A 22,393-nucleotide genomic window follows, 5' to 3' on the forward strand; every position below is an offset into this window, starting at 1 on the left:
TCAAGATCAAAAGATCGCAGCCTCCGGCAGCTCCTATAGGTCAGGCTGGATGAGATGGCACAACTTGGCCGTCGCCTCAATCATCTGCCCGCTCGGCCTCTCCAACCCCTTGTCCATCACCAGGAGCAATTGCCCCTGCGCCACCGCCTTCACCTGCGGCCAGGCCTTCCACGCATCGAGCTGCGCCTGATTGCTGGCGAGAATCACCTCGGGATTGCGCTGCAGCACCGCCTCCACGCTGACTTGCGGTGCTGGCAGTGTCAGGTCGGCAAACACATTACGTGCCCCGCATACTTCAAGCGCATCGCTGATGATCTGCCCGCCGCCGACGGTGTACAGCGGCCGGTCCCAGACCTGATAAAACACTCGCAACGGCTCATCCCGGCGATAACGATCACGCAGGGCAGACAGTCGTTGACGCAAATCCGCGGCCAATAAAACGCCGCGCTCCGGCCGACCGAGTTGCGTGGCGATTGTTTCAATCTGCGCGGTGAGCTGTTCGAGGTTGTGCGGTTCAGCAACGTAGGTGGGGATGTTCAAGCGCTTGAGCTGTTCACGCTGGGCGGGGCCAACGCTGCCGGGCCAGAGCAGCAGCAAATCGGGTTTGAGGCTGAGCAGCCGTTCCATGTCCAACTGACTATAACGGCCAACGGAGGGAAGGTCCCTGAGTTCGGCCGGACGCTCGCCGGCATCCAGCACCCCCACCAGCAGGTCGGCTGAACCCAACTCAACGACGATTTCAGAGAGTGACGGCGCGAGGCTGACAACGCGCTCGACAGCCATTGCCGAGCCACTGACGGCCAGCAGCAAAACCGCGAGCCAATGGCGAAGCATCAGCCGAGTTGACGCGGAATACGGTAGAGGTAGAACAGCACCACGGTCGACAACGCCAGCAGCACCAGCGGCACGGCTTCGAGGCCGACGAACACCGCCAGCGCACCGATCCAGGCTGGCAACGCGGCCGCGAGGAACGCCATGCGACGCTTGGCCGCCAGGGTAATCCAGGCAGAGGGTTCGTCCGGGGTATCGAGGGCTTTCTGGGTGGCAATCAGCGCATGCTTGTAGCCGCCGAAGAACTTCAGGCTGACAAACATCGAGGCGACACCGGCGATGAACAGCGGCATCGCCAGCACTGGCAGGATCGCCTCGCCCTGGCCAAACACGCCGTTGATCACGAACAACGGCACCAAGGCCAGCGCCAGGTATTGCCACCAGTTGAAGGACAGTCGTCGCCGCACTTGACCGCGGGTCACGCCCGGTCTGCCTCGCCCTGGTGCTCGTTGCCCATCATGTGGTCGAGCTTGCTGGCCTTGGTGGCCAGGTAGAGTTTGTTGTGCGGGTTGTGGCCGGTATGCAGCGGCACGCGCTCGGCGACCAAAATGCCCATGTCGGTCAAGGCTTTGACCTTGCGCGGGTTGTTGGTCATCAGACGCAGGGATTTCACGCCCAGGTGCTCGAGCATCGGCAGGCACATGGCGTAGTCGCGCTGGTCAGCGGCAAAGCCCAGGCGCTCGTTGGCTTCAACGGTGTCGGCGCCGCCATCCTGTAACTCATAGGCGCGGATTTTGTTCAGCAGGCCAATGCCACGGCCTTCCTGACGCAAGTAGAGCAACACGCCACGACCTTCACGGGCGATCGCCTGCAAGGCGGCCTCAAGTTGCGAACCGCAGTCGCAACGCTGGCTGAACAAGGCGTCGCCCGTCAGGCATTCGGAGTGCAACCGGCCGAGTACCGGGGCACCATCGTCGAACTCACCCAGGCTCAGCACAACGTGCTCGCGCCCGTTTTCTTCATCGAGAAAGCCGTGCATGGTGAATTGCGCAAAAGGCGTTGGCAGCTTGGAAGCGGCGACAAAAACGACAGGCACCGGTGTGCTCCTGATCAATAAGTACTGGAGATTCGCAGACGCGGCATTGTAACAGCAGGTTCCGACAGACGCTTAGGCTGAATTATGGGGCATAACGATCAAAAAGTTAGATCACTGGGCCACCGCGATCAATCGATTCATGTAGGAGCTGCCGCAGGCTGCGATCTTTTGATTTTGAAAAGATCGCAGCCTGCGGCAGCTCCTACAGTGATTGCGTTCACTTCTCGTCAAAGGGGTATGGCTGTTTCCAGCGCGCGAAGATCGGTTTCAACTTACCGCTTTTTACCAACAGCTCCATTCGCTGGTCGAACAGCGCCATCAGCGTGCGCGCCTTGGGGTTATCGGCAAAGCACAGGTACAGCGGCAATTCGGCAATATGGGTGCGACGGTACTGCGATGGATCCTTGGCCCGACTAACGATGTAGTCCACTTCGGTCAGGGCATCGATGTAGTAATCAGCACGGTTGTGGGTCAGCATCGACAGAATCCCGGTCCGCCGGACCACTTCGTTATACCGGCGCACGTTGGGCAGATAAGCCTGGTACTCGTAGCCTCGGACCCAGGCCAATCGATAGTTGCCGACGGTTTCCAGGGTCGGCGCCGGATTGGTTGCCAACCCCAAGGCATAGATGTGATCGGTGTCGTAATTCCAGCGTGGATACAGCAAGTCGCTCACTTCATCCCGATAACCGCCGACGCAAGCGTCCACTTCGCCGCGCTGTGCCAGGCCGATGGAGCGCGTGTAGGGTTCGGTGCGGATATCCAGTTTGACGCCAGCAGGCTCAAACACTTCGCGCAGCACGTCCCAGCCCAGCCCATGCCCGTCGGCAGCGGTATAGTCATCCCACTCTTCGCTGGCCAGATGAATCACGGACGGCGTCGTCGGCGCTTCCTCCGCGTGCACGAGTGAACCGAGCATCGCGAAAACCATCACCGCCAACCAGCGTCGAGCCATCCCTGTTCCTCCCGCTTGATCCTCAGGCAAAGAGCCTCACCAGCCCTTGCATCGCCAACCACGCAAACACTCCGGCCAAGACGTCATCGAGCATGATCCCGACGCCGCCATGCACATGCCGGTCGATCCAGCGGATCGGCCACGGCTTGAGAATGTCGAAAAAACGGAACATCAGGAAACCCGCCAGCAACCAGTACCATCCTTCCGGCACCAGCCACAGGGTAATCCACATCCCGACCATTTCATCCCAGACGATGCCTTCGTGGTCGTGTACCCGCAAATCGTCGGCCACCTTGCCGCACAGCCAGAAGCCAAACAGCATGGTGATGCCGAGCATCAGCCAGTAGCCCCAGTCAGGCAACATCTGCCACAACGGGATAAAGGGTAGCGCAACTAATGACCCCCAGGTGCCCGGTGCCTTTGGCAAGGTACCCGAGCCGAAGCCGAACGCCAGGAAATGCCATGGATTGCGCCAGACCGAAGGCGGTACGAATTCCGCCGGGACCTGTTTGGGATGATCTGTCACGGTGTCTCCCGAAAATGTTGATAGCCCCGGTTTTGCGGGGTGATGTCTTGCCCAGAGGCGTCCAGCAGAACAACGCCCTGCCCTGTCACAACACGCCCGACGACATGGATCGCCCAACCGTCGGCCAGCAATTGTGACAACTCGACGGACGGTACGCTGAAGGCCAGCACATAATCGTCACCGCCGCTCAGGGCGGCGTCTTCGGCGCCCGATTGACCGAGGAAGGCCACTAAAGCTTTCGACAGCGGCAACCTGTCCCGTTCAACTTGAATACCGACCTTCGATGCGAGCGCGATATGCCCGCAGTCGGCGAGCAAGCCATCGGAGATGTCCAGCGCCGAAGTGGCTTTGCCTCGCAGTGCTACGCCCAGACCGAGTTGCGGTTGCGGCGACCAGTAATGCGCCAGCAGCGGTGCGGCGATGGCCGCTTCTGCCGTGCGCTGACCGAGCACCAACGGCAAGGCGCCAGCGGCATTGCCCAGTTCACCGCCGACACACAGCAGGTCGCCGGGTTGCGCGCCGCTGCGAGTCAATGCCTTGCCGGCCGGCACCCGGCCAAACACAGTCATGGTCAGGCTCAGCGGCCCGCGCGTGGTATCACCGCCGACCAGCGCCACACCGCAGCTCTGCGCCATGACGTTCAAACCACGGGCGAAAGCGTCCAGCCAATCGGCGGTCACCGTCGGCAACGTCAGGGCAAGGGTAAAGGCAACGGGGGTGGCGCCCATGGCGGCCAGGTCACTGACCGCTACAGCCAGCGAACGCTGACCGAGCAGAAACGGGTCGCAGGGATCTGCGAAATGCACACCGGCAACGAGTGTGTCGGTGGAAATCGCCAGCTGCTCCCCGGGGGGAACAGCGAGCAAGGCGCAGTCATCGCCAATCCCGAGGGCAACGCCTTCGCCGCCCTGCGCACAAGGCGCGGCGGCGAAGAAATTGCGGATCAGCTCAAACTCGCCCATCAGGCAGCCGTTCAAGCGCCGATTAGCGCTTGAACGCCTTCACTTCAGCTTCACGCAGACGCGGGGCCAGCTTGTCGAGTACACCGTTGACGAACTTGTGGCCGTCGGTGGAACCGTAGACCTTGGCCAGTTCGATCCCTTCGTTGATCACAACGCGGTACGGCACATCGACACGCTTGATCAGCTCCCAGGTGGACAGGCGCAGAACGGCCAGTTCAACCGGATCGAGCTCATCAATGGTGATGTCCAGGCACGGAGCGAGCGCAGAATCGATCTCGGTCTTGTGCGCCGGTACACCGTGCAGGATGTCGTGGAAGTAAGCGGCATCGACATCACTGAAATCGTTATCGACCCGAAACTGCGCTTCGATCTCGTTCAGCGAAGTTTTGGCCATGTGCCATTGGTACAGCGCCTGAGTCGCGAGCTGACGGGCTTCGCGACGCTTGACGCTCTTGGATGGCTTGCCAGCGTCCGCAGGTTTCGGATCGCGCGGGTTGAAACGATCGCTTTCGTCGCTAATCACTTGGCCTCCAACTGCGCCAGCAGGCTGACCATTTCCAGAGCGGACAGGGCAGCTTCAGCACCTTTGTTGCCGGCCTTGGTGCCGGAACGTTCGATGGCTTGCTCAATGGAATCGACAGTCAGGACGCCGAAAGCGACCGGTACCCCGAACTCCATGGACACCTGGGCCAGGCCCTTGGTGCATTCGCCCGCCACGTATTCGAAGTGCGGAGTACCGCCACGAATGACCGCGCCCAGGGCGATGATTGCCGCGTATTCGCCCTTCTGAGCGACTTTCTGCGCAACCAGCGGGATTTCGAAGGCGCCAGGCGCACGGATGATGGTGATGTCGCTTTCGCTCACGCCATGGCGAACCAGGGCATCAACTGCACCGCTGACCAGGCTTTCAACGACGAAGCTGTTGAAACGGCCTACTACCAAAGCGTAGCGGCCTTTAGGGGCGATGAAGGTACCTTCGATGGTCTTCAGGGTCATTCGTTAGATCTCTTAAAGAGCCGGGACGCGTTTTCTACGCGTCCCTCAGTGATTTGTTAGCCGCGAATCAAGGACTGGAAACAACCGGTCATTATTCGGAGGGCACGTATTCTACAACTTCCAGATCGAAACCGGATATCGCATTAAATTTCATCGGCGCACTCATCAGGCGCATTTTGCGCACGCCGAGGTCGCGAAGGATCTGCGAACCGGCACCGACGATGCTGTAGGTGGTCGGTTTTTTCGCCGGAGCCTGGTCCGCGGTTTCGCGGATGTGCGCCAGCAATACATCGCCATCCAGCGGGTGACCGAGCAACAGCACCACGCCGCTGCCCGCCTCGGCCACCGCGGCCATGGCGGCGCGCAGGCTCCAGCGGCCAGGCTGCTTGACCATCAACAGGTCACGCAGCGGGTCCATGTTGTGCACGCGAACCAGGGTCGGCTCTTCGGCGCACACGTTGCCCAGGGTCAGGGCCATGTGCACGTCGCCTTCCACGGAATCACGATAGGTCACCAGGTTGAATTGGCCCAGTTCGCTGTCCAGTGGCTGCTCGGCAATCCGCTGAACGGTACGTTCGTGGATCATCCGGTAGTGAATCAGGTCGGCAATGGTGCCGATCTTGATGTTGTGTTCGGCGGCGAAGGTTTCCAGTTCTGCGCGACGGGACATGGTGCCGTCGTCGTTCATCACTTCGCAGATCACGCCGCTCGGCTCGAAACCGGCCATGCGCGCCAGGTCGCACGCAGCTTCGGTGTGGCCGGCACGTGCCAGCGTACCGCCGGCCTGGGCCATCAGCGGGAAGATGTGGCCCGGGCTGACGATGTCTTCAGCCTTGGCGTCTTTCGCGGCTGCGGCTTGCACGGTGCGCGCACGGTCGGCGGCGGAGATGCCGGTGGTCACGCCGGTGGCGGCTTCGATGGAGACGGTGAACTTGGTGCCGAAACCGGAACCGTTGCGCGGCGCCATCAGCGGCAGCTTCAGCAGCTCGCAGCGCTCGCGGCTCATCGGCATGCAGATCAGGCCACGGGCGTGCTTGGCCATGAAGTTAATGTGTTCAGGCTGGCAGCACTCGGCGGCCATGATCAGATCACCTTCGTTCTCGCGGTCTTCGTCATCCATGAGGATGACCATCTTGCCTTGGCGGATGTCTTCAACCAGTTCTTCGATGCTATTGAGCGCCACAAGGCACCCCCCTTCTTTCGAAATTTGAGCTTCAGGATTTGAGGTAGCCGTTGGCGGCCAGAAAGCTTTCGGTAATGTTACCGGACGTTGGCTCTGCGGCCTTGTCGCCCAACAACAGGCGCTCCAGGTAACGGGCAAGCAAGTCCACTTCCAGATTCACCCGGCGACCTGGCTGATACGACGCCATGATGGTTTCGCTCAGGGTGTGCGGAATGATCGTCAGCAGGAACTCGGCGCCATCGACCGCGTTCACGGTCAGGCTGGTGCCGTCGACGGTGATCGAGCCTTTATGGGCGATGTACTTGGCCAGGTCTTTCGGTGCGCGGATGCGGAATTCCACAGCGCGGGCATTCTCGGTGCGGGCAACCACTTCGCCCACGCCGTCGACGTGACCGCTGACCAGGTGCCCGCCGAGGCGAGTGGTCGGGGTCAGGGCTTTTTCCAGGTTCACCGGACTGCCGCTCTTGAGGTCGTTCATGGCCGTGCAGTCGAGGGTTTCGCGACTGACGTCCGCCGCAAAGCCGTTGCCCGGCAATTCAACGGCCGTCAGGCATACGCCGTTGACCGCGATGCTGTCACCCAGTTTGACGTCGCTCAAATCGAGCTTGCCGGTTTCTACGTAAACCCGCACATCTCCGCCTTTTGGGGTCAATGCACGAATACTGCCGATGGATTCGATGATGCCGGTAAACATGAAGTCCTCCTCGAGAACATAGCCGTCGCGTAGCGCAGGCCGGGAATTATACGCTCGCGGCTGGCGAAGGAATGGCAGTGACCCGCCAGTCATCGCCAACCGCGCGAATTTCGGTGATTTTGAGCTCGGGTGCATCCTTCATTTGCGCGAGCGGCCAATCCAGCAATGGCCGCGCCAAGGAACCGAGGAACTTGCCAGCGATGAAAATCTGGAATTCGTCCACCAAGCCTTGCTGAGCGAAAGCCCCCGCAAGACGTGGACCCGCCTCCACCAGCACTTCGTTGACCCCGCGACTGGCCAGTTCGACCAGCAGCTTGTGCAGGTCAACCAAACCATCCTCGCCGGCGACAATCAGGCATTCCGGGCCGTTGGCGTATTGCTCTTCGATCGCCATGCACGTCGCGACCAGCGCCGGGCCGGCCTTGAAGAACGGCGCATCCAGCGGCACGCGCAAGCGGCCGTCGATCAACACGCGCAGCGGCGGACGACTCATGGCCAGCGCCGTTTGCTCGGCGTCCAGGCCCAGCTCGTCAGCGCGCACGGTCAGCCGGGCGTTGTCTGCCAGCACCGTATCGGCGCCGGTCAGCACTACGCTGGCCTGGGCGCGCAGACGTTGTACCGCCGAACGCGCAGCGGGACCGGTGATCCATTGGCTCTCGCCGCTTTCCATCGCCGTGCGGCCATCAAGGCTCATGGCCAGCTTGACCCGCACGAACGGCAAGCCGTGTTCCATGCGTTTGAGGAAGCCTTCGTTGAGCTTGCGCGCCTCGCCTTCCAGCACGCCGCATTCGGTAGCGATACCGGCCTGGGACAGTCGTTGCATGCCACGACCAGCGACCGACGGGTTCGGGTCCTGCATCGCCGCAACCACCCGGGCCAAGCCCGCATTGATCAACGCATCGGCGCACGGCGGCGTACGGCCGTGGTGGCTGCACGGTTCGAGGGTCACGTAGGCGGTGGCGCCCCGGGCCTTGTCGCCGGCGGCGCGCAGGGCGTGGACTTCCGCATGCGGTTCGCCGGTACGCACATGCCAGCCTTCGCCGACAATCTGCCCGTCACGCACGATCACGCAGCCGACCCGAGGGTTGGGGTGTGTCGTGTAATGACCCTTGCGCGCCAGTTCCAGGGCGCGGGCCATGTAATGGGCGTCGAGGATGGCTTGTTCTGGGGAGGTGGTCATTCTTTCACCGGCTCGCGGGCCAGGCGATCGATCTCTTCGCGGAACTCGTTGAGGTCCTGGAAGCGGCGATACACGGAGGCGAAACGAATGTAGGCGACTTCGTCGAGCTTCTGCAGCTCGGCCATCACCAGTTCACCGACCACGAGGGATTTGACCTCGCGCTCGCCGGTGGCGCGCAGCTTGTGCTTGATGTGCACCAGCGACGATTCGAGGCGCTCGACACTCACCGGGCGCTTCTCGAGCGCACGCTGCATGCCGGCGCGGAGTTTTTCTTCGTCGAACGGCTGACGACTGCCGTCGGTTTTGATCAGGCGCGGCAACACCAGTTCGGCAGTCTCGAACGTCGTGAATCGCTCGCCGCAGGCCAGGCATTCACGCCGGCGGCGCACCTGTTCGCCCTCGGCGACCAGACGCGAGTCAATGACCTTGGTGTCGTTGGCACCGCAGAACGGACAGTGCATGGTGGCAGGCAACAAAAAAAGGGAGGGCCATGGTAGCGCATCCCGGTGGCAAGACAAGCCATAGGGTTTGCGGTATACAGACGGGTTATAGAGCTAGATCCATGGATTTCACCTTGCTGGAGCCGCAAATGTCCCTCAGACCGCTCGTTTTGCTCAGTCTTTTCAGCCTGCTGGTGGCCTGCGGCAGCGATGCGCCCAAGCCCCAGCCGCCGACGCCCGGGCCAGCTCCACAGGCTGCGCAGAAGAAAGCGAAGGAATCTGCCGACCTCGGCCCGCTGCCCGCGTATCAGCGTGAATTGAGCGGCACCCTGCAAGGCGTGCCCGCCGGTGCGGAAGTCGAGCTGGCGCTGCTGGTGATCGATACTCAGGACCGCCCGCAACAATTGCTCGCCAGTTCGAGCCTGATCGGCACCAATCAGATTCTGCCGTTTCACCTGCGTTTCAACCCGGAATCCTTCCCGGCAGGTGTCCGCGTTGAACTGCGGGGCCGCGCCAGCCAGTCCGGCCAGTTGATTTTGCACCTGCCGTCGCAAGTCATTACCCAGCCGACCACCCAGGCGTTGGGTCAACTGCAATTCGTCAAAGCGCCATGAAGGCACCGCTCGACCTGCAACAGGCCTTGAGTGAACTGCTCGGTGATGCGCAGTTGGTGCCCGTCGCATTGCCGGATACCGATTTGAAGCTCTGGCTGATCGACGGCGATAACATGGACCGCGCGTTCAGCCCGGAAGAAACCCGGCGGATTCTGCACGAGCCGCCTTATTGGAGTTTCTGCTGGGCCAGCGGTCTGGCGGTGGCGCGCTATCTGGCCGAGTTCCCCCATTGGGTGAAAGGCAAACGTGTTCTCGATTTCGGCGCGGGTTCGGGTGTCGCAGGGATTGCCGCCGTGAAGGCCGGCGCGCTGGAAGTGGTGGCCTGTGACCTTGATCCGCTGGCCATTGCCGCATGCCGGGCGAATGCGCAACTCAATGACGTCCACCTCGACTATTCGTCGGACTTTTTCGCCGAGGCGGATCGGTTTGACCTGATCCTGGTGGCCGACGTGCTCTACGACCGGGCGAATCTGCCGTTGCTCGATGAGTTCTTGAGTCGTGGCAAGGAGGCCTTGGTGGCCGATTCGCGGGTTCGGGATTTTCGTCACCCGTTGTATCAGCGCATCGAGATGCTGGAGGCGATGACGTTGCCGGATCTGTGTGAGCCGGAAGAGTTTCGGCATGTGAGCCTCTACCATGCCCGGCGCGGTTGAAGACGCCAAAAGATCGCAGCCTGCGGCAGCTCCTACATAGATCGACGTTCACCTGTAGGAGCTGCCGAAGGCTGCGATCTTTTGCGCCACACCTTATAGTGCATGTATCCACGCTTCCAAGAGATCCCCCATGAGTCAGGAAACGCCGTACATCTTCGACGCCACGACTGCCGATTTCGACCAGTCGGTGATCGAAAACTCTTTCCACAAACCGGTGCTGGTGGATTTCTGGGCCGAATGGTGTGCGCCGTGCAAAGTGCTGATGCCGTTGCTGCAGACCATTGCCGAGAGCTATCAGGGCGAGTTGCTGCTGGCCAAGGTCAATTGCGATCTCGAACCGGACGTCGTCGCTCGTTTCGGCATTCGCAGCCTGCCGACCGTGGTGTTGTTCAAGGACGGCCAGCCGGTGGATGGCTTTGCCGGTGCACAGCCGGAATCCGCGGTGCGGGCGATGCTCGAGCCTCACGTGCAAATGCCGCCACCGACGGCGGCTGATCCGTTCGAGCAGGCCCAGGCCTTGTTTGACGAAAGCCGCTTTGCCGACGCAGAAGCCGTGCTCACCGTGCTGCTGGGCGAAGACAACACCAACGCCAAGGCGCTGATCCTCTACGCCCGTTGCCTCACCGAACGTGGCGAGTTGGGTGAAGCGCAAACCGTGCTGGATGCGGTCAAGAGCGATGAGCACAAGGCGGCATTGGCCGGTGCCAAGGCGCAAATCCAGTTCCTCGGCCAGGCCAAGGACCTGCCGGATGCGGCGGACCTGAAAGCGCGCCTGGCGAAAAACCCGCAGGACGATGAAGCGGTGTATCAACTGGCGATCCAGCAACTGGCCCGCCAGCAGTACGACGCAGCGCTGGATGCGTTGCTGAAGTTGTTCATCCGCAATCGCAGCTACAGCGAAGGCTTGCCGCACAAGACCTTGCTGCAGGTGTTCGAGTTGCTGGGCAATGATCATCCGTTGGTGACCACGTACCGCCGCAAGTTGTTTGCGGCGCTTTATTGAAGATCAAAAGATCGCAGCCTGCGGCAGCGCCTACAGGATAGGGTTCGCAAGCCGACGGCAATGGATCACGCCGCGATCCCTGTAGGAGCTGCCGCAGGCTGCGATCTTTTGCGGTTTATACGATCCAGCTGTAAAGCGGCGTATCCCCGCCGCTCGTGACCTTCACGTCGGAGCAATGACGCAGTCGCACCAACAAGCGCTTGCCCGACGCCGCGCTGCCGGTCAGCCCTTCCAACTGCTCCAGCAAATCCGGCCCGCTCAAATGCCCGGCCTTGCGCAGCAGGTCTTTGGCGACTTGCCACAGCGCATCATCCTGGTTCACCGCTTTGGCCGGCGCTGGGGTTGTCTCAGGCCGGGTCACCTGCAACTGCGCGCCAAGCTTCGCCCAGTCGCCATCGTCCATCTCCAGCGTCAAATCCACCGGCCAATCGCCGATGCTTCCGCGTATACGCAACATAAGTCCGCTCCTGCACATTTCTGACTGACATGCTCCCATGCGACTTGCGCAACGCCAAGCAGACGGTCAAACTCTCGGCACTTACGTTATAAGATTACATAACAATTTTTTCATTTTACTTTTCGGAGACTCGCCATGCGCCGTCTGCTTCTCGCTCTGCCATTCGCCCTGTTGCCGCTGGCTGTCGCCCACGCTGCTGATGAACATGACCATGAGCACGGCAGTCTCGGCGCTCACGAACATGGCGTCGGTCGCCTGAACGCAGCGCTGGATGGTCAGACCCTGGAGCTGGAACTGGAAAGCCCGGCAATGAACCTGGTGGGCTTCGAACATGTCGCCACCACCGACGCCGACAAGGCCAAAGTCGCCGCTGTCCGCACTCAGCTGGAAAAACCTCTGGCACTGTTCAACCTGCCGAAAGCCGCCGGTTGCGTGGTGGCGACGCAGGCACTGGAAAGCCCGTTGTTTGGGGACAAACCCGACGCCGATGATGATCACGACGAAGACGCCAAGGACGAGCATCATCACGACCACAGCGAAATCCATGCCCACTACCAGTTCAGTTGCTCCGCTCCCGGTGCGCTGAAAACCCTGGACCTGGCGAACATTTTCAACACGTTCCCGGCGACGCAGAAAATTCAGGTACAACTGATCAGCCCGAGCGGGCAGCAAGGCGTCGAAGTGACGGCCAAGGCTGCCGCCCTCAAGTTCTGATCCACCGCAAACCTGTAGGAGCTGCCGAGTGCAACGAGGCTGCGATCTTTTGATTTTAAAGATCAAGATCAAAAGATCGCAGCCTCGTTGCACTCGGCAGCTCCTACGCAGGTCATCAACATTCAATGTAATTGGCTAAATGACTCGAGCACTCATCGAATTGTCCAACCTGGGCTTCAGTTGGCCCGGTCACCCGCCGCTACTGGATATCCCGGCCTTCCGCCTGGAACCCGGTGAAACCCTGTTCCTCAAAGGCCCCAGCGGCAGCGGTAAAACCACCCTGCTCGGCTTGCTCGGTGGCGTGCAAAAGCCTGATCGCGGGAGCATTCGGCTGCTGGGCCAGGAACTGACCGAGCTGGGTGCCGGGGCGCGCGACCGTTTCCGGGTCGATCACACGGGCTACATCTTCCAGCAGTTCAACTTGCTGCCGTTTCTCTCGGTGCGCGAGAACGTCGAGTTGCCCTGCCACTTCTCCAAACTGCGCGCCGAACGTGCGATCCAGCGCCACGGCAGCGTCGATCAGGCGGCAGCCACCCTGCTCGCCCACTTGGGCTTGAAGGATCAGAACCTGCTCAGCCGCCGCGCCGACTCGCTGTCCATCGGCCAACAACAACGCGTGGCCGCGGCGCGCGCGTTGATCGGCCAGCCGGAACTGGTGATCGCCGACGAGCCGACCTCAGCCCTCGACTACAACGCTCGCGAAAACTTCATTCGCCTGTTGTTCGCCGAATGCCGTGAAGCCGGATCGAGCCTGTTGTTCGTCAGCCATGACCAGAGCCTCGCGCCGCTGTTCGATCGCCACCTGTCGCTGGCCGATCTCAATCGCGCCGCCACCCCGTCCGAGGTTTGAGATGTATTTGTTTCGTCTAGCCCTGGCCAGCCTGGCTAACCGCCGCTTCACGGCGATCCTCACCGCGTTCGCCATCGCGCTCTCAGTCTGTCTACTGCTGGCCGTTGAGCGGGTACGCACCGAAGCCAAGGCCAGTTTCGCCAGCACCATCAGCGGCACTGACTTGATCGTCGGTGCCCGCTCCGGTTCGGTGAACCTGCTGCTGTACTCGGTCTTCCGCATCGGCAACGCCACCAACAACATCCGTTGGGACAGCTTCGAACACTTCGCCAACAACCCGAAAGTGAAGTGGGCAATCCCGATGTCCCTCGGCGATTCCCATCGCGGTTATCGCGTGATGGGCACCACCGAAGCGTACTTCGAGCACTATCAGTACGGCCATCAACAACACCTGGAACTGGCGGACGGCCGCGCCTTCGCCACCGACCCGTTCGAAGTGGTGCTCGGCGCCGAAGTGGCCGATGCGTTGCACTACAAACTCGGCGACAAACTGGTGCTGGCCCATGGTGTGGCGGTGATCAGCCTGGTCAAGCACGACGACAAACCGTTCACCGTGGTCGGCATTCTCAAACGCACCGGCACCCCGGTGGACCGCACGTTGCACATCAGCCTCGGCGGCATGGAAGCGATTCATATCGACTGGCATAACGGCGTGCCCGCGCAGGGCAACGGCCGGATCAGCGCCGATCAGGCACGTAACATGGACCTGACGCCGCAGGCGATCACCGCGTTCATGCTCGGCCTCAACAGCAAGATTTCGACCTTCGCCGTGCAACGTGAAATCAACGAATTCCGTGGCGAGCCGATGCTGGCGATCCTGCCTGGCGTGGCGTTGCAGGAGTTGTGGAGTTTGATGAGCACGGCGGAGAAAGCTTTGTTCGTGGTCTCGCTGTTTGTGGTGTTGACCGGGTTGATCGGCATGCTCACGGCGATTCTCACCAGCCTCAACGAACGACGGCGAGAAATGGCAATCCTGCGCTCGGTGGGCGCCCGGCCGTGGCACATTGCGACCTTGCTGGTGCTGGAGGCATTTGCCCTGGCGTTGTCGGGCGTGATTGCCGGGGTGGCGCTGCTTTACGTGGGCATTGCCGCTGCGCAGGGTTATGTACAGGCCAATTACGGCTTGTACTTGCCGCTGGCCTGGCCCAGCGAATATGAATGGACGCTGCTCGGTGGCATCCTGATCGCCGCGTTGCTGATGGGTAGCGTGCCGGCCTGGCGCGCGTATCGCCAATCCTTGGCCGATGGCCTGTCGATCAGACTATGAGGACGTTAATGATGCCCCGCGCTCTGCTTGCGCTGTTGATGCTGGTCGCCCTGCCCTTATGGGCGGCCGAACCGAAAGACCTGACCTGGTCGGAAATGATCCCGCCGGACGCCGCCCCGGAAGTACCGAACATGACGCCGCTGCACGATCTGTCGCAGATGAGCAGCACGTTATCGGCGGAGTCGGCGCCAGCGGCCAAGCAGGACCTGCCGAACGCGCCGGTGGTGAAGAGCCTCGACGGCCAGAACATTCGGTTGCCGGGCTACATCGTGCCACTGGAAGTGAGCGAAGACGGGCGCACTACGGAGTTTTTGCTGGTGCCGTATTTCGGCGCCTGCATCCATGTGCCGCCACCGCCGTCGAACCAGATCGTGCATGTGAAAAGTGAAGTCGGCGTGAAGTTGGACGAGTTGTATCAGCCGTACTGGATCGAGGGTGCTTTGCAGGTTAAAGCGTCCAGCAGCGAACTGGCGGATGCGGGGTATCAGATGGAGGCGGACAAGATTTATGTGTATGAATTGCCGGAGTGAATCCCGGTAGAGTTTTGTACCGTTGAATCGCCAAGATCGCAGCCTTCGGCAGCTCCTACAGGGGATCGCATACCCTGTAGGAGCTGCCGAAGGCTGCGATCTTTTAAGGCCATCACCGTTTCATTGAGCTGCATCAAAAGACCCAATCAAACGGCTGTTTACCATTGGACATCGAACATTTTTAACGTCCTTTGGAGCCCCCATGAACAAGTCCTTGCTCAGCGCCGCGCTGTTTGCCCTCGCGCTCGCAGCCCCGTTCGCCCACGCCCATGACGCCGGCGATATCATCGTTCGGGCCGGCGCGATCACCGTCAATCCGAAAGCCGACAGCTCCAGCGTCAAGGTCGATCAAGGCCCGCTGAAGGGCGCCGACCTGGGTGGCAAGGCCACCATGAGCAGCGACACGCAGCTGGGTCTGAACTTTGCCTACATGATCACCAACAACTGGGGGATCGAGCTGCTCGCGGCCACTCCGTTCGAGCACGACGTGAAGATCAAGGGCACCGCCCTGGGCGCGGCGAACGGCAAGCTCGGTAGCCTGAAACACCTGCCGCCGACCCTCAGTGTCGTTTACTACCCGCTCGACAATAAGTCCGCGTTCCAGCCGTATCTCGGCGCGGGTATCAACTACACTTGGATCTACGACGAACACGTCGGCAGCGAAGCCAGCGCCGCCGGCTTCAGCAACTTCAAGGCGGATAACTCCTGGGGCATGGCGTTTCAGGTCGGTGCCGACTACATGCTGACCGACAACATCATGATCAATGCCCAGGTGCGCTACATCGACATTGATACCACCGCGACAGTCGAAAACAATGCGGTGGCACAAGGCACCCGTGCCAAGGTCAATGTCGACGTTGACCCGTTTATTTACATGGTTGGCCTGGGTTACAAGTTCTAGGAAGAGTCCGCCATCAGCCAGGCGCCCCTGTAGGAGCGAGCTTGCTCGCGATGGACGTTAACGATAACGCGTGTTTTCTGAGTAAACGCGCCGCTCGTTATTCCATCGCGAGCAAGCTCGCTCCAACAATTGTCTATCGCCCCAGCAGACGCGCCAGGCCGACACTCATCGGCGTCTGTGGCGGGGAGGTAAAGCGCTCCAGCAACCGCTGGTTGTTCGCTCGCGAATGGCGGATATCACCGGAACGCGCGGGGCCATAGCTCACGGGTGGCAGCTCACCGACCACCACTTGCAGCGCATCCAGCATTTGCTTGAGCGTGGTCGCCTGGTTCCAGCCGACGTTGACCGCGCCGACCTCGACCTGTGGTTTCTCGATCGCTTGCACCAGCAGTTCGACCAGGTCTTCGACGTACACGAAATCGCGCGTCTGCTCGCCGTCACCGAACACGGTGATCGGCAGGCCTTTGTGCGCGCGTTCGCTGAAAATGCTGATCACCCCGGAATACGGCGAGGACGGATCCTGGCGCGGCCCGAAAATGTTGAAAAAGCGGAAAATCACCGGCTCCAGCGCGTGCTGGCGACGATAGAAATCGAAATAGTGTTCGCTGGCCAGTTTGTCCGAGGCATACGGGGTCAACGGCGCCTTGAGCGTCTCTTCATCGATCGACTCGCCTTCACCGTTGTTGCCGTAGACCGCCGCGCTGGAGGCAAACATCACGCGTTTGACGCCCGCCTGGCGCATGGCTTCGCAGACGTTCAACGAGCCGATGAAATTGCTCTGGTGCGTCTTCACCGGATCGTCCACCGAGGCCTGCACCGAAGCCACCGCCGCCAAATGCGCGACCGCGCTGCATCCCAGCATCGCCCGCGCCACCAGCGCGGCGTCGGCGACGTCGCCAACGATCAACTCGAGCTTGGGATTGTCCAGCGGCAAGTTGCTGCGCTTTCCGGTGGAAAGGTCATCGAGGATACGCACCGAGTGACCCTTGGCGAGCAAGGCATCGGTCAGGTGCGAGCCGATGAAACCGGCGCCGCCGGTAATTAAAATAGGGCCGTCAACCATGGCGATAAAACCTGTCCAATAGGCCCGGGAGTGCGGCGCGCCAGGCACGCGGCTTGATCCCGAACGTGTGTAGAATTTTCTTGCAGGCGAGCACCGCATGCTGCGGCTCTTCGGCAGCATCCGGGCGCGCGGCGTGAGCCTGGGCGGTCGGTGCTTCGATGGCCAGCGGGTGCAGGCTGCGTGCTTCGGTGAGGATGGCTTGTCCCAACGCCAGCGGCGTGGTCGCCTCGTGCCCGGCGTAGTGATAGGTGCCCCACAGCGGCGCCGAGCAGTCGAGCTGCTTGAGCACCGAGATGATCACCCGGGCAGCATCGTCCACCGGCGTCGGATTACCGCGACGGTCATCGGCCATCAGCAGTTCTTCAGGCTGTTCGGCCCGGCTGAGGAAACGCCCCAGCGTGCCGTCGGGACTGTCATCGAGCAACCAGCCGAAACGCAGCAGCACGTGTTGCGGACAGGTGGCACGCACACTTTGCTCGATCCGCCACAACGCCTGACCGCGCAGGCCCAGCGGCACCGGCTCGTCTTTTTCGCTGTAGGCGGTCGCCCGGGAACCGTCGAATACGCGATAGCTCGACGGTTGCAGCAGGACGATGTTGTGATGCTGGCACAGTTCGGCCAGGCGTTCGATAGCACGCTCTTGCCCGGCCAGGCGCGGTTCGCTGACCGTCTCCGCCTGGAACCAGTCGAAGTAATAGGCGAGATTGATCAGCGCGTCGGGGCGCGTGTCGTCGAGCAGTTGCGTCAGGCTCGCGGCATCCCAGCCGTCTTGCGGTGGGCGGGGGGCGAGGAAACCGATGTCTTCCTCCGCACCGAGGCGAATCAGCGCCTGCCCAAGGGCATTTCCGCCGCCCAGTAACATAAGGCGCATTCGCATAGAGTCAGCAGGCCCAGTCTGATTGGAACAATGGTTTTATCGACGCCGCCCGCGGGCGATGCCGTTGATAGTTGCCGGAATCGTTGCATTTTGCGGGTTTAGTGCGCAACCGTCATCCGTAAAGTGTAGTTGCCCGGGATTTGTGGTGCTGCTACTGGCCCGCGAAGAGGCCCGAAAGGGCGGCGAAGGTCTTGAGCGGTACTTGCATCTTCCCCACCCCGCCCGCATAAATTACTTCATGAATCTGCCCCTCCCCACGGACGCGGCCCTGGCAGGCTTCCACCCCGCCGTCAGCGCCTGGTTCAGCCACACTTTCCCGACGGTCACCGCCGCCCAGGCCCGGGCGTGGCCGTTGATCCGCCAACACCGTTCGACTCTGATCGCCGCGCCCACCGGGTCCGGCAAAACCCTCACCGCGTTCCTCGCCGTCATCGATGACCTGGTTCATCGTGGGCTGGAAACCGCAGGCGGTCTGCCGGACGAAACCCTGGTGGTCTACGTCTCGCCGCTCAAGGCCTTGTCCAACGACATCCAGATCAACCTGCAAAACCCGCTGGCGGGCATCACTGAACAATTGCGCGCGATGGGCCTGCCCGAATTGCAGATCAACACTGCCGTGCGCACGGGCGATACACCGCAAAAAGAACGTTCGGCGATGCGCAAGACGGCGCCGCACATTCTGGTCACCACCCCGGAATCGCTGTATGTGCTGCTCGGGTCCGACTCCGGCCGGCAAATGCTTCACACCACGCGGACGGTGATCGTCGACGAAATCCACGCCATCGCCGCCAGCAAACGCGGGAGCCACCTGGCCCTGAGCCTCGAACGTTTGCAGGCGCTGTGCGCGCAACCGCTGATGCGGATCGGACTCTCGGCCACTCAAAAACCCATCGAAGCCGTGTCTCGCTATTTGGTCGGTCGTGACCGTGACTGCGAAATCATCGACATCGGCCACGCCCGCCCGCGGGATCTGGACATTGAAGTGCCACCGGTGCCGTTGTCAGCTGTCATGGCCAACGATGTCTGGGAACTGGTCTACGATCGCCTCGCCGTCCTCGCCCGCGAGCACCGCACCACACTGATTTTCGTCAACACCCGTCGGCTGGCCGAACGTTTGAGCCGGCATTTGAGCGAACGCCTCGGCCGGGATGCCGTGGCCGCCCACCACGGCAGCCTGGCCAAGGAATTTCGCCTCGACGCCGAACAGCGGCTCAAGCGCGGCGAGTTGCAGGTGCTGATCGCCACCGCATCGCTGGAACTGGGCATCGACATTGGCGACGTCGACCTCGTCTGCCAGATAGCCTCGCCGCGCTCGATTGCCGGGTTCCTGCAACGGGTCGGCCGCTCCGGGCACCAGGTCGGCGGCACGCCCAAGGGGCGTTTGTTCGCCACCACCCGCGACGACCTGATCGAATGCACCGCCCTGCTCGACTGCGTGCGCCGGGGCGAACTCGACACCTTGCAGATTCCCAAGGCGCCGCTGGACGTGCTGGCGCAGCAAATCATCGCCGAAGTCAGCTGTCAGGAATGGCAGGAGCAGGCGCTGCTGGAGATGTTCCGCAACGCCTCACCTTATGCCGAGCTCGACGAACACCATTATCAGGCGCTGCTGCACATGCTCGCCGAGGGCTACAACGGTCGCCAGGGCATTCGCAGCGCGTATCTGCACCGCGACGCCGTGACGCGTACGCTACGCGGTCGTCGGGGCGCCAAACTGACCGCCGTGACCAGTGGCGGCACGATCCCGGACAACGCCGACTACAGCGTGCTGCTGGAACCTCAAGGGCTGAACATCGGCAGCGTCAACGAAGACTTCGCAGTGGAAAGCATTGCCGGGGATGTGTTCCAGCTGGGCAATACGTCCTACCGGATTCTGCGGGTCGATACCGGCAAGGTGCGGGTCGAGGATGCCCGAGGCCAACCGCCCACCATCCCGTTCTGGCTCGGTGAGGCGCCTGGCCGCAGCGCTGATCTGTCGTTTGCCGTGGCACGCCTGCAAGCGCAGCTCGATGAGCTGCTCGGCGCCACACCCGGCCACTTGCAACCCGCGCTCGACTGGCTGACCGGGACCCTCGGACTGAACCTCGCCAGCGCCGAACAACTGGTGGACTATCTCGCCCGCGCGCGATTGACATTGGGCGCGCTGCCCTCGCAAGACACGCTGCTGATGGAGCGCTTTTTCGACGAATCCGGCGGCACTCAGTTGATCATCCACACCCCGTTCGGCAGCCGCATCAACCGCGCCTGGGGCCTGGCCCTGCGCAAGCGGTTCTGCCGCACGTTCAACTTCGAATTGCAGGCGGCCGCCAGCGAAGATGCCATCGTCCTGTCGCTGTCCACCAGTCACAGCTTCGAACTCGACGACGTTTGGCGTTATGTGCACAGCAACACCGCCGAACACTTGCTGATCCAGGCCGTGCTCGATGCGCCGCTGTTCGGCGTGCGCTGGCGCTGGAACGCCGGCGTCGCCCTGGCATTGCCGCGCTACACCGGCGGGCGCAAAGTCGCGCCACAAATCCAGCAGATGAAAAGCGAAGACCTGATCGCCAGCGTGTTTCCCGATCAGATCGCCTGCGTGGAAAACCTCGCGGGCGAACGCGAGATTCCCGAACATCCGCTGGTGGAGCAGACCCTCGACGATTGCCTGCATGAGGCGATGGATTGCGAAGGTTGGCTGGCGTTGTTGCGGCGCATGGAAAGTGGCGACGTGCGGCTGATCAGCCGTGACTTACCGGCGCCCTCGCCACTCGCCGCGGAAATTCTCAGCGCCCGCCCCTACACCTTTCTCGACGATGCACCGCTGGAGGAACGCCGGACTCAAGCCGTGCTCAACCGCCGATGGACCGACCCACACTCCACCGACGACCTCGGCGCACTGGATGCCGATGCCATTCAAGCGGTGCGCGATGAAGCCTGGCCAACCCCGACCGGCGTCGATGAAATGCATGAGGCGCTAATGAGCCTGGCGTGTATCGCCGATACCGAGGCGCAGGCCAATCCGCAGTGGCTTGAGTGGCTGGGTGTCCTTGCCCAGAGCGGTCGCGCGAGCCGTCTGCAGATGGCGCCCGGGCAATCGCTGTGGTTCGCGCTTGAACGCCTGACGTGCCTGCGAGCGGTTTATCCACAGGCGATTCTGTGGCCGCCGCTGGAGGCATTGCCGGGTTTCGACGAAGCCTGGGAGCCAGATGAGGCAGCGCTGGAGATGATCCGTGCGCGGCTGAGTGCATTTGGCCCGCTACCGCTGAGCGAGATTGCCAAACCTTTGGGTTTACCAACGGATCGCGTCGCCCAGGCCCTCGCTCGACTGGAACACGAAGGCTATGTTCTGCGCGGGCAATTCACCCCCGGCGCCGATCAGGAAGAGTGGTGCGAACGGCATCTGCTGGCGCGGATTCACCGCTACACGGTCAAGCGTCTGCGGCGGGAAATCGAGCCGGTGGCGCTGCAGGATTTCATGCGATTCCTGTTTGACTGGCAGCATCTGTCCGGCGCGACCCAAGGCCAGGGCAGCGCGGTTTTGCCGGTGATCGTCGGTCAATTCGAAGGCTATCCCGCTGCCGCATCTGCCTGGGACAGCGACATCCTGCCGGCGCGGATCAAAGACTATTCGGCCAGCTGGCTGGATGATCTGTGCCGCAGCGGCAAACTGGTCTGGACCCGACTGACCGCGCGCAACAAGAGCGCCAGCACGGCGCTGCGCAGCACGCCGATTTTGCTGTTGCCGCGAAGTCAGGTCGGGCTGTGGAGCAGTTTGACCGAGCAGACGCCGGTCAGCGAACTGTCGCCCAAGACGCAAAAAGTCTTCGAAGCGCTCAGCCAGCAGGGTGCGCTGTTTTTCGATGAGTTGATTCATGAAGCCCATCTGCTGCGCGCGGAGTTGGAAATTGCCTTGCAGGAATTGGTCGGCGCCGGGCTGGTGAACGCCGACAGCTTTGCCGGTTTGCGCGCGTTGATTACCCCCGCCAGCAAACGACAGGCCCATAGCAGCCGACGCGGGCGTGGGGCGTTTGTCGGCGGGATGGACGATGCCGGGCGCTGGGCCTTGTTGCGGCGCGGCCCTGCGGCGCCGGTAGTGGATAACAAGCGGCCGGCCCCCACACCAAGCGACACGCTGGAACACATCGCCATGACCTTGCTGCGCCGCTATGGCGTGGTGTTCTGGCGCTTGTTGGAGCGAGAGGCGGATTGGTTGCCGATCTGGCGTGAATTGCTCCGCACCTTTCATCGGCTGGAGGCCCGGGGCGAGATTCGCGGCGGACGGTTTGTCAGTGGCCTTGCCGGTGAGCAGTTTGCGTTGCCGGAAGCGATTCCGTTGCTGCGCGAAGTCCGGCGACGGCCGCATGACGGGAGTTTGATTGCGGTGTGTGGCGTCGATCCGCTGAACCTCGCCGGAACGCTTTTGCCGGGCGTAAAAGTGCCGGCATTGGCGAGTAATCGGCTGGTGTATCGCGATGGGTTGCCGGCGGCTGCCGAAATTGCCGGCAAGGCGGTTTTCTGGCTGGACCTGGATCAGCAGCATCATGCTGAATTACAAACCAAACTGATCCGGCATTGATGGTGTCCGGGCTGGCCTCTTCGCGAGCAAGCCCGCTCCCACAGTGGATTTATGTCGATCACAAGACCCTGTTCCAACACAGATCAACTGTGGGAGCGGGCTTGCT

General features: G+C 61.9%; 24 protein-coding genes. 9 read left to right on the forward strand and 15 right to left on the reverse strand.

Translation table 11 applies throughout. The features are described 5' to 3' along the window. Positions 1–33: 33 nt before the first annotated feature. The 12 genes from ACA052_RS25715 to nrdR form a co-directional block, all read right to left on the reverse strand. Positions 34–834 (reverse strand): cobalamin-binding protein, encoded by an 801-nt coding sequence (locus ACA052_RS25715; protein ID WP_497647357.1) that lies wholly within the window; start codon positions 832–834, stop codon positions 34–36. Further along, a complete protein-coding gene (locus ACA052_RS25720) occupies positions 834–1,253 on the reverse strand; it encodes an MFS transporter (protein ID WP_497647358.1) in 420 nt (139 codons plus the stop codon). The genes ACA052_RS25715 and ACA052_RS25720 overlap by 1 nt, the downstream gene beginning before the upstream one ends. Further along, positions 1,250–1,867, reverse strand: a complete 618-nt coding sequence (gene ribA / locus ACA052_RS25725; RefSeq protein WP_497647359.1) for a GTP cyclohydrolase II — start codon at positions 1,865–1,867, stop codon at positions 1,250–1,252. The genes ACA052_RS25720 and ribA overlap by 4 nt, the downstream gene beginning before the upstream one ends. Before the next feature lie 217 nt (positions 1,868–2,084). After that, positions 2,085–2,822, reverse strand: coding sequence for a substrate-binding periplasmic protein (locus tag ACA052_RS25730; RefSeq protein WP_497647360.1), 738 nt, complete (start codon positions 2,820–2,822; stop codon positions 2,085–2,087). A 22-nt stretch (positions 2,823–2,844) separates the two neighbouring features. After that, positions 2,845–3,348 carry a phosphatidylglycerophosphatase A gene (locus ACA052_RS25735; RefSeq protein ID WP_201116083.1) on the reverse strand — a complete coding sequence of 168 codons (504 nt, stop codon included), beginning with the start codon at positions 3,346–3,348 and terminating at the stop codon, positions 2,845–2,847. Then, positions 3,345–4,310: a thiamine-phosphate kinase gene (thiL, locus tag ACA052_RS25740; RefSeq protein WP_497647361.1), complete on the reverse strand. Its 966-nt coding sequence runs from the start codon at positions 4,308–4,310 to the stop codon at positions 3,345–3,347. Before thiL ends, ACA052_RS25735 begins: the two co-directional genes overlap by 4 nt. 22 nt (positions 4,311–4,332) lie before the next feature. Beyond that, positions 4,333–4,833 carry a transcription antitermination factor NusB gene (nusB, locus tag ACA052_RS25745; RefSeq protein ID WP_123423461.1) on the reverse strand — a complete coding sequence of 167 codons (501 nt, stop codon included), beginning with the start codon at positions 4,831–4,833 and terminating at the stop codon, positions 4,333–4,335. Beyond that, positions 4,830–5,306, reverse strand: a complete 477-nt coding sequence (gene ribH / locus ACA052_RS25750) for a 6,7-dimethyl-8-ribityllumazine synthase (RefSeq protein ID WP_003185938.1) — start codon at positions 5,304–5,306, stop codon at positions 4,830–4,832. Before ribH ends, nusB begins: the two co-directional genes overlap by 4 nt. Before the next feature lie 91 nt (positions 5,307–5,397). Next, entirely contained in the window at positions 5,398–6,489 is a 1,092-nt protein-coding gene (ribBA, locus tag ACA052_RS25755; RefSeq protein ID WP_497647362.1) for a bifunctional 3,4-dihydroxy-2-butanone-4-phosphate synthase/GTP cyclohydrolase II, read from the reverse strand. A gap of 31 nt (positions 6,490–6,520) precedes the next feature. Further along, positions 6,521–7,183: a riboflavin synthase gene (locus tag ACA052_RS25760; RefSeq protein WP_054616781.1), complete on the reverse strand. Its 663-nt coding sequence runs from the start codon at positions 7,181–7,183 to the stop codon at positions 6,521–6,523. Between the two features lie 46 nt (positions 7,184–7,229). Next, positions 7,230–8,363, reverse strand: a complete 1,134-nt coding sequence (gene ribD / locus ACA052_RS25765) for a bifunctional diaminohydroxyphosphoribosylaminopyrimidine deaminase/5-amino-6-(5-phosphoribosylamino)uracil reductase RibD (RefSeq protein ID WP_497647363.1) — start codon at positions 8,361–8,363, stop codon at positions 7,230–7,232. Beyond that, positions 8,360–8,824, reverse strand: a complete 465-nt coding sequence (nrdR, locus tag ACA052_RS25770) for a transcriptional regulator NrdR (RefSeq protein WP_003228656.1) — start codon at positions 8,822–8,824, stop codon at positions 8,360–8,362. Before nrdR ends, ribD begins: the two co-directional genes overlap by 4 nt. Positions 8,825–8,952: 128 nt before the next feature. Between nrdR and ACA052_RS25775 the strand changes: the two genes are divergently transcribed. The 3 genes from ACA052_RS25775 to trxA all read left to right on the forward strand — a co-directional run bounded on the left by ACA052_RS25775 (position 8,953) and on the right by trxA (position 11,073). Further along, positions 8,953–9,417, forward strand: coding sequence for a YbaY family lipoprotein (locus ACA052_RS25775; protein ID WP_497647364.1), 465 nt, complete (start codon positions 8,953–8,955; stop codon positions 9,415–9,417). Continuing rightward, positions 9,414–10,070 carry a class I SAM-dependent methyltransferase gene (locus ACA052_RS25780; RefSeq protein WP_497647365.1) on the forward strand — a complete coding sequence of 219 codons (657 nt, stop codon included), beginning with the start codon at positions 9,414–9,416 and terminating at the stop codon, positions 10,068–10,070. Before ACA052_RS25775 ends, ACA052_RS25780 begins: the two co-directional genes overlap by 4 nt. Before the next feature lie 130 nt (positions 10,071–10,200). Then, positions 10,201–11,073, forward strand: a complete 873-nt coding sequence (gene trxA, locus ACA052_RS25785; protein WP_497647366.1) for a thioredoxin — start codon at positions 10,201–10,203, stop codon at positions 11,071–11,073. 115 nt (positions 11,074–11,188) lie between these two features. On the opposite strand, the gene ACA052_RS25790 is transcribed toward trxA, so the two are convergent. Further along, a complete protein-coding gene (locus tag ACA052_RS25790; RefSeq protein WP_497647367.1) occupies positions 11,189–11,530 on the reverse strand; it encodes a hypothetical protein in 342 nt (113 codons plus the stop codon). A 135-nt stretch (positions 11,531–11,665) separates the two neighbouring features. On the opposite strand from ACA052_RS25790, the gene ACA052_RS25795 reads away from it, so the two are divergent. From ACA052_RS25795 to ACA052_RS25815, 5 genes are all read left to right on the forward strand, one after another. Next, positions 11,666–12,244, forward strand: coding sequence for a DUF2796 domain-containing protein (locus ACA052_RS25795; RefSeq protein WP_497647368.1), 579 nt, complete (start codon positions 11,666–11,668; stop codon positions 12,242–12,244). 139 nt (positions 12,245–12,383) lie between these two features. Next, on the forward strand, positions 12,384–13,094 hold the full coding sequence (locus ACA052_RS25800; protein ID WP_497647369.1) for an ABC transporter ATP-binding protein: 711 nt from the start codon (positions 12,384–12,386) through the stop codon (positions 13,092–13,094). Position 13,095: 1 nt separating this feature from the next. Then, on the forward strand, positions 13,096–14,361 hold the full coding sequence (locus ACA052_RS25805) for an ABC transporter permease (RefSeq protein ID WP_497647370.1): 1,266 nt from the start codon (positions 13,096–13,098) through the stop codon (positions 14,359–14,361). Between the two features lie 11 nt (positions 14,362–14,372). Further along, positions 14,373–14,891: a DUF3299 domain-containing protein gene (locus ACA052_RS25810; RefSeq protein ID WP_497647371.1), complete on the forward strand. Its 519-nt coding sequence runs from the start codon at positions 14,373–14,375 to the stop codon at positions 14,889–14,891. A 202-nt stretch (positions 14,892–15,093) separates the two neighbouring features. Further along, positions 15,094–15,792: an OmpW/AlkL family protein gene (locus ACA052_RS25815; protein WP_497647372.1), complete on the forward strand. Its 699-nt coding sequence runs from the start codon at positions 15,094–15,096 to the stop codon at positions 15,790–15,792. Between the two features lie 133 nt (positions 15,793–15,925). Here ACA052_RS25815 and pgnE read toward each other — a convergent pair whose 3' ends face one another. Beyond that, a complete protein-coding gene (gene pgnE / locus ACA052_RS25820; RefSeq protein WP_497647373.1) occupies positions 15,926–16,855 on the reverse strand; it encodes a UDP-N-acetylglucosamine epimerase PgnE in 930 nt (309 codons plus the stop codon). Continuing rightward, positions 16,848–17,732, reverse strand: a complete 885-nt coding sequence (locus ACA052_RS25825) for a sugar nucleotide-binding protein (protein ID WP_497647374.1) — start codon at positions 17,730–17,732, stop codon at positions 16,848–16,850. The genes pgnE and ACA052_RS25825 overlap by 8 nt, the downstream gene beginning before the upstream one ends. 238 nt (positions 17,733–17,970) lie before the next feature. On the opposite strand from ACA052_RS25825, the gene ACA052_RS25830 reads away from it, so the two are divergent. After that, positions 17,971–22,287: a DNA glycosylase AlkZ-like family protein gene (locus tag ACA052_RS25830; protein WP_497647375.1), complete on the forward strand. Its 4,317-nt coding sequence runs from the start codon at positions 17,971–17,973 to the stop codon at positions 22,285–22,287. The last annotated feature ends 106 nt before the right edge of the window (positions 22,288–22,393 follow it).

It is taken from the genome of Pseudomonas sp. LBUM1644, assembly GCF_059716195.1.

What these genes read in the sequence shown, in the direction of transcription:
- ACA052_RS25715 (WP_497647357.1), bottom strand. Translation starts at nt 834, where the DNA reads ATGCTTCGCCATTGGCTCGCGGTTTTGCTGCTGGCCGTCAGTGGCTCG.
- ACA052_RS25730 (WP_497647360.1), bottom strand. Translation starts at nt 2,822, where the DNA reads ATGGCTCGACGCTGGTTGGCGGTGATGGTTTTCGCGATGCTCGGTTCA.
- thiL (WP_497647361.1), bottom strand. Translation starts at nt 4,310, where the DNA reads ATGGGCGAGTTTGAGCTGATCCGCAATTTCTTCGCCGCCGCGCCTTGT.
- ribH (WP_003185938.1), bottom strand. Translation starts at nt 5,306, where the DNA reads ATGACCCTGAAGACCATCGAAGGTACCTTCATCGCCCCTAAAGGCCGC.
- ACA052_RS25760 (WP_054616781.1), bottom strand. Translation starts at nt 7,183, where the DNA reads ATGTTTACCGGCATCATCGAATCCATCGGCAGTATTCGTGCATTGACC.
- ribD (WP_497647363.1), bottom strand. Translation starts at nt 8,363, where the DNA reads ATGACCACCTCCCCAGAACAAGCCATCCTCGACGCCCATTACATGGCC.
- nrdR (WP_003228656.1), bottom strand. Translation starts at nt 8,824, where the DNA reads ATGCACTGTCCGTTCTGCGGTGCCAACGACACCAAGGTCATTGACTCG.
- ACA052_RS25775 (WP_497647364.1), top strand. Translation starts at nt 8,953, where the DNA reads ATGTCCCTCAGACCGCTCGTTTTGCTCAGTCTTTTCAGCCTGCTGGTG.
- ACA052_RS25780 (WP_497647365.1), top strand. Translation starts at nt 9,414, where the DNA reads ATGAAGGCACCGCTCGACCTGCAACAGGCCTTGAGTGAACTGCTCGGT.
- trxA (WP_497647366.1), top strand. Translation starts at nt 10,201, where the DNA reads ATGAGTCAGGAAACGCCGTACATCTTCGACGCCACGACTGCCGATTTC.
- ACA052_RS25790 (WP_497647367.1), bottom strand. Translation starts at nt 11,530, where the DNA reads ATGTTGCGTATACGCGGAAGCATCGGCGATTGGCCGGTGGATTTGACG.
- ACA052_RS25795 (WP_497647368.1), top strand. Translation starts at nt 11,666, where the DNA reads ATGCGCCGTCTGCTTCTCGCTCTGCCATTCGCCCTGTTGCCGCTGGCT.
- ACA052_RS25800 (WP_497647369.1), top strand. Translation starts at nt 12,384, where the DNA reads ATGACTCGAGCACTCATCGAATTGTCCAACCTGGGCTTCAGTTGGCCC.
- ACA052_RS25805 (WP_497647370.1), top strand. Translation starts at nt 13,096, where the DNA reads ATGTATTTGTTTCGTCTAGCCCTGGCCAGCCTGGCTAACCGCCGCTTC.
- ACA052_RS25810 (WP_497647371.1), top strand. Translation starts at nt 14,373, where the DNA reads ATGCCCCGCGCTCTGCTTGCGCTGTTGATGCTGGTCGCCCTGCCCTTA.
- ACA052_RS25815 (WP_497647372.1), top strand. Translation starts at nt 15,094, where the DNA reads ATGAACAAGTCCTTGCTCAGCGCCGCGCTGTTTGCCCTCGCGCTCGCA.
- pgnE (WP_497647373.1), bottom strand. Translation starts at nt 16,855, where the DNA reads ATGGTTGACGGCCCTATTTTAATTACCGGCGGCGCCGGTTTCATCGGC.
- ACA052_RS25825 (WP_497647374.1), bottom strand. Translation starts at nt 17,732, where the DNA reads ATGCGAATGCGCCTTATGTTACTGGGCGGCGGAAATGCCCTTGGGCAG.
- ACA052_RS25830 (WP_497647375.1), top strand. Translation starts at nt 17,971, where the DNA reads ATGAATCTGCCCCTCCCCACGGACGCGGCCCTGGCAGGCTTCCACCCC.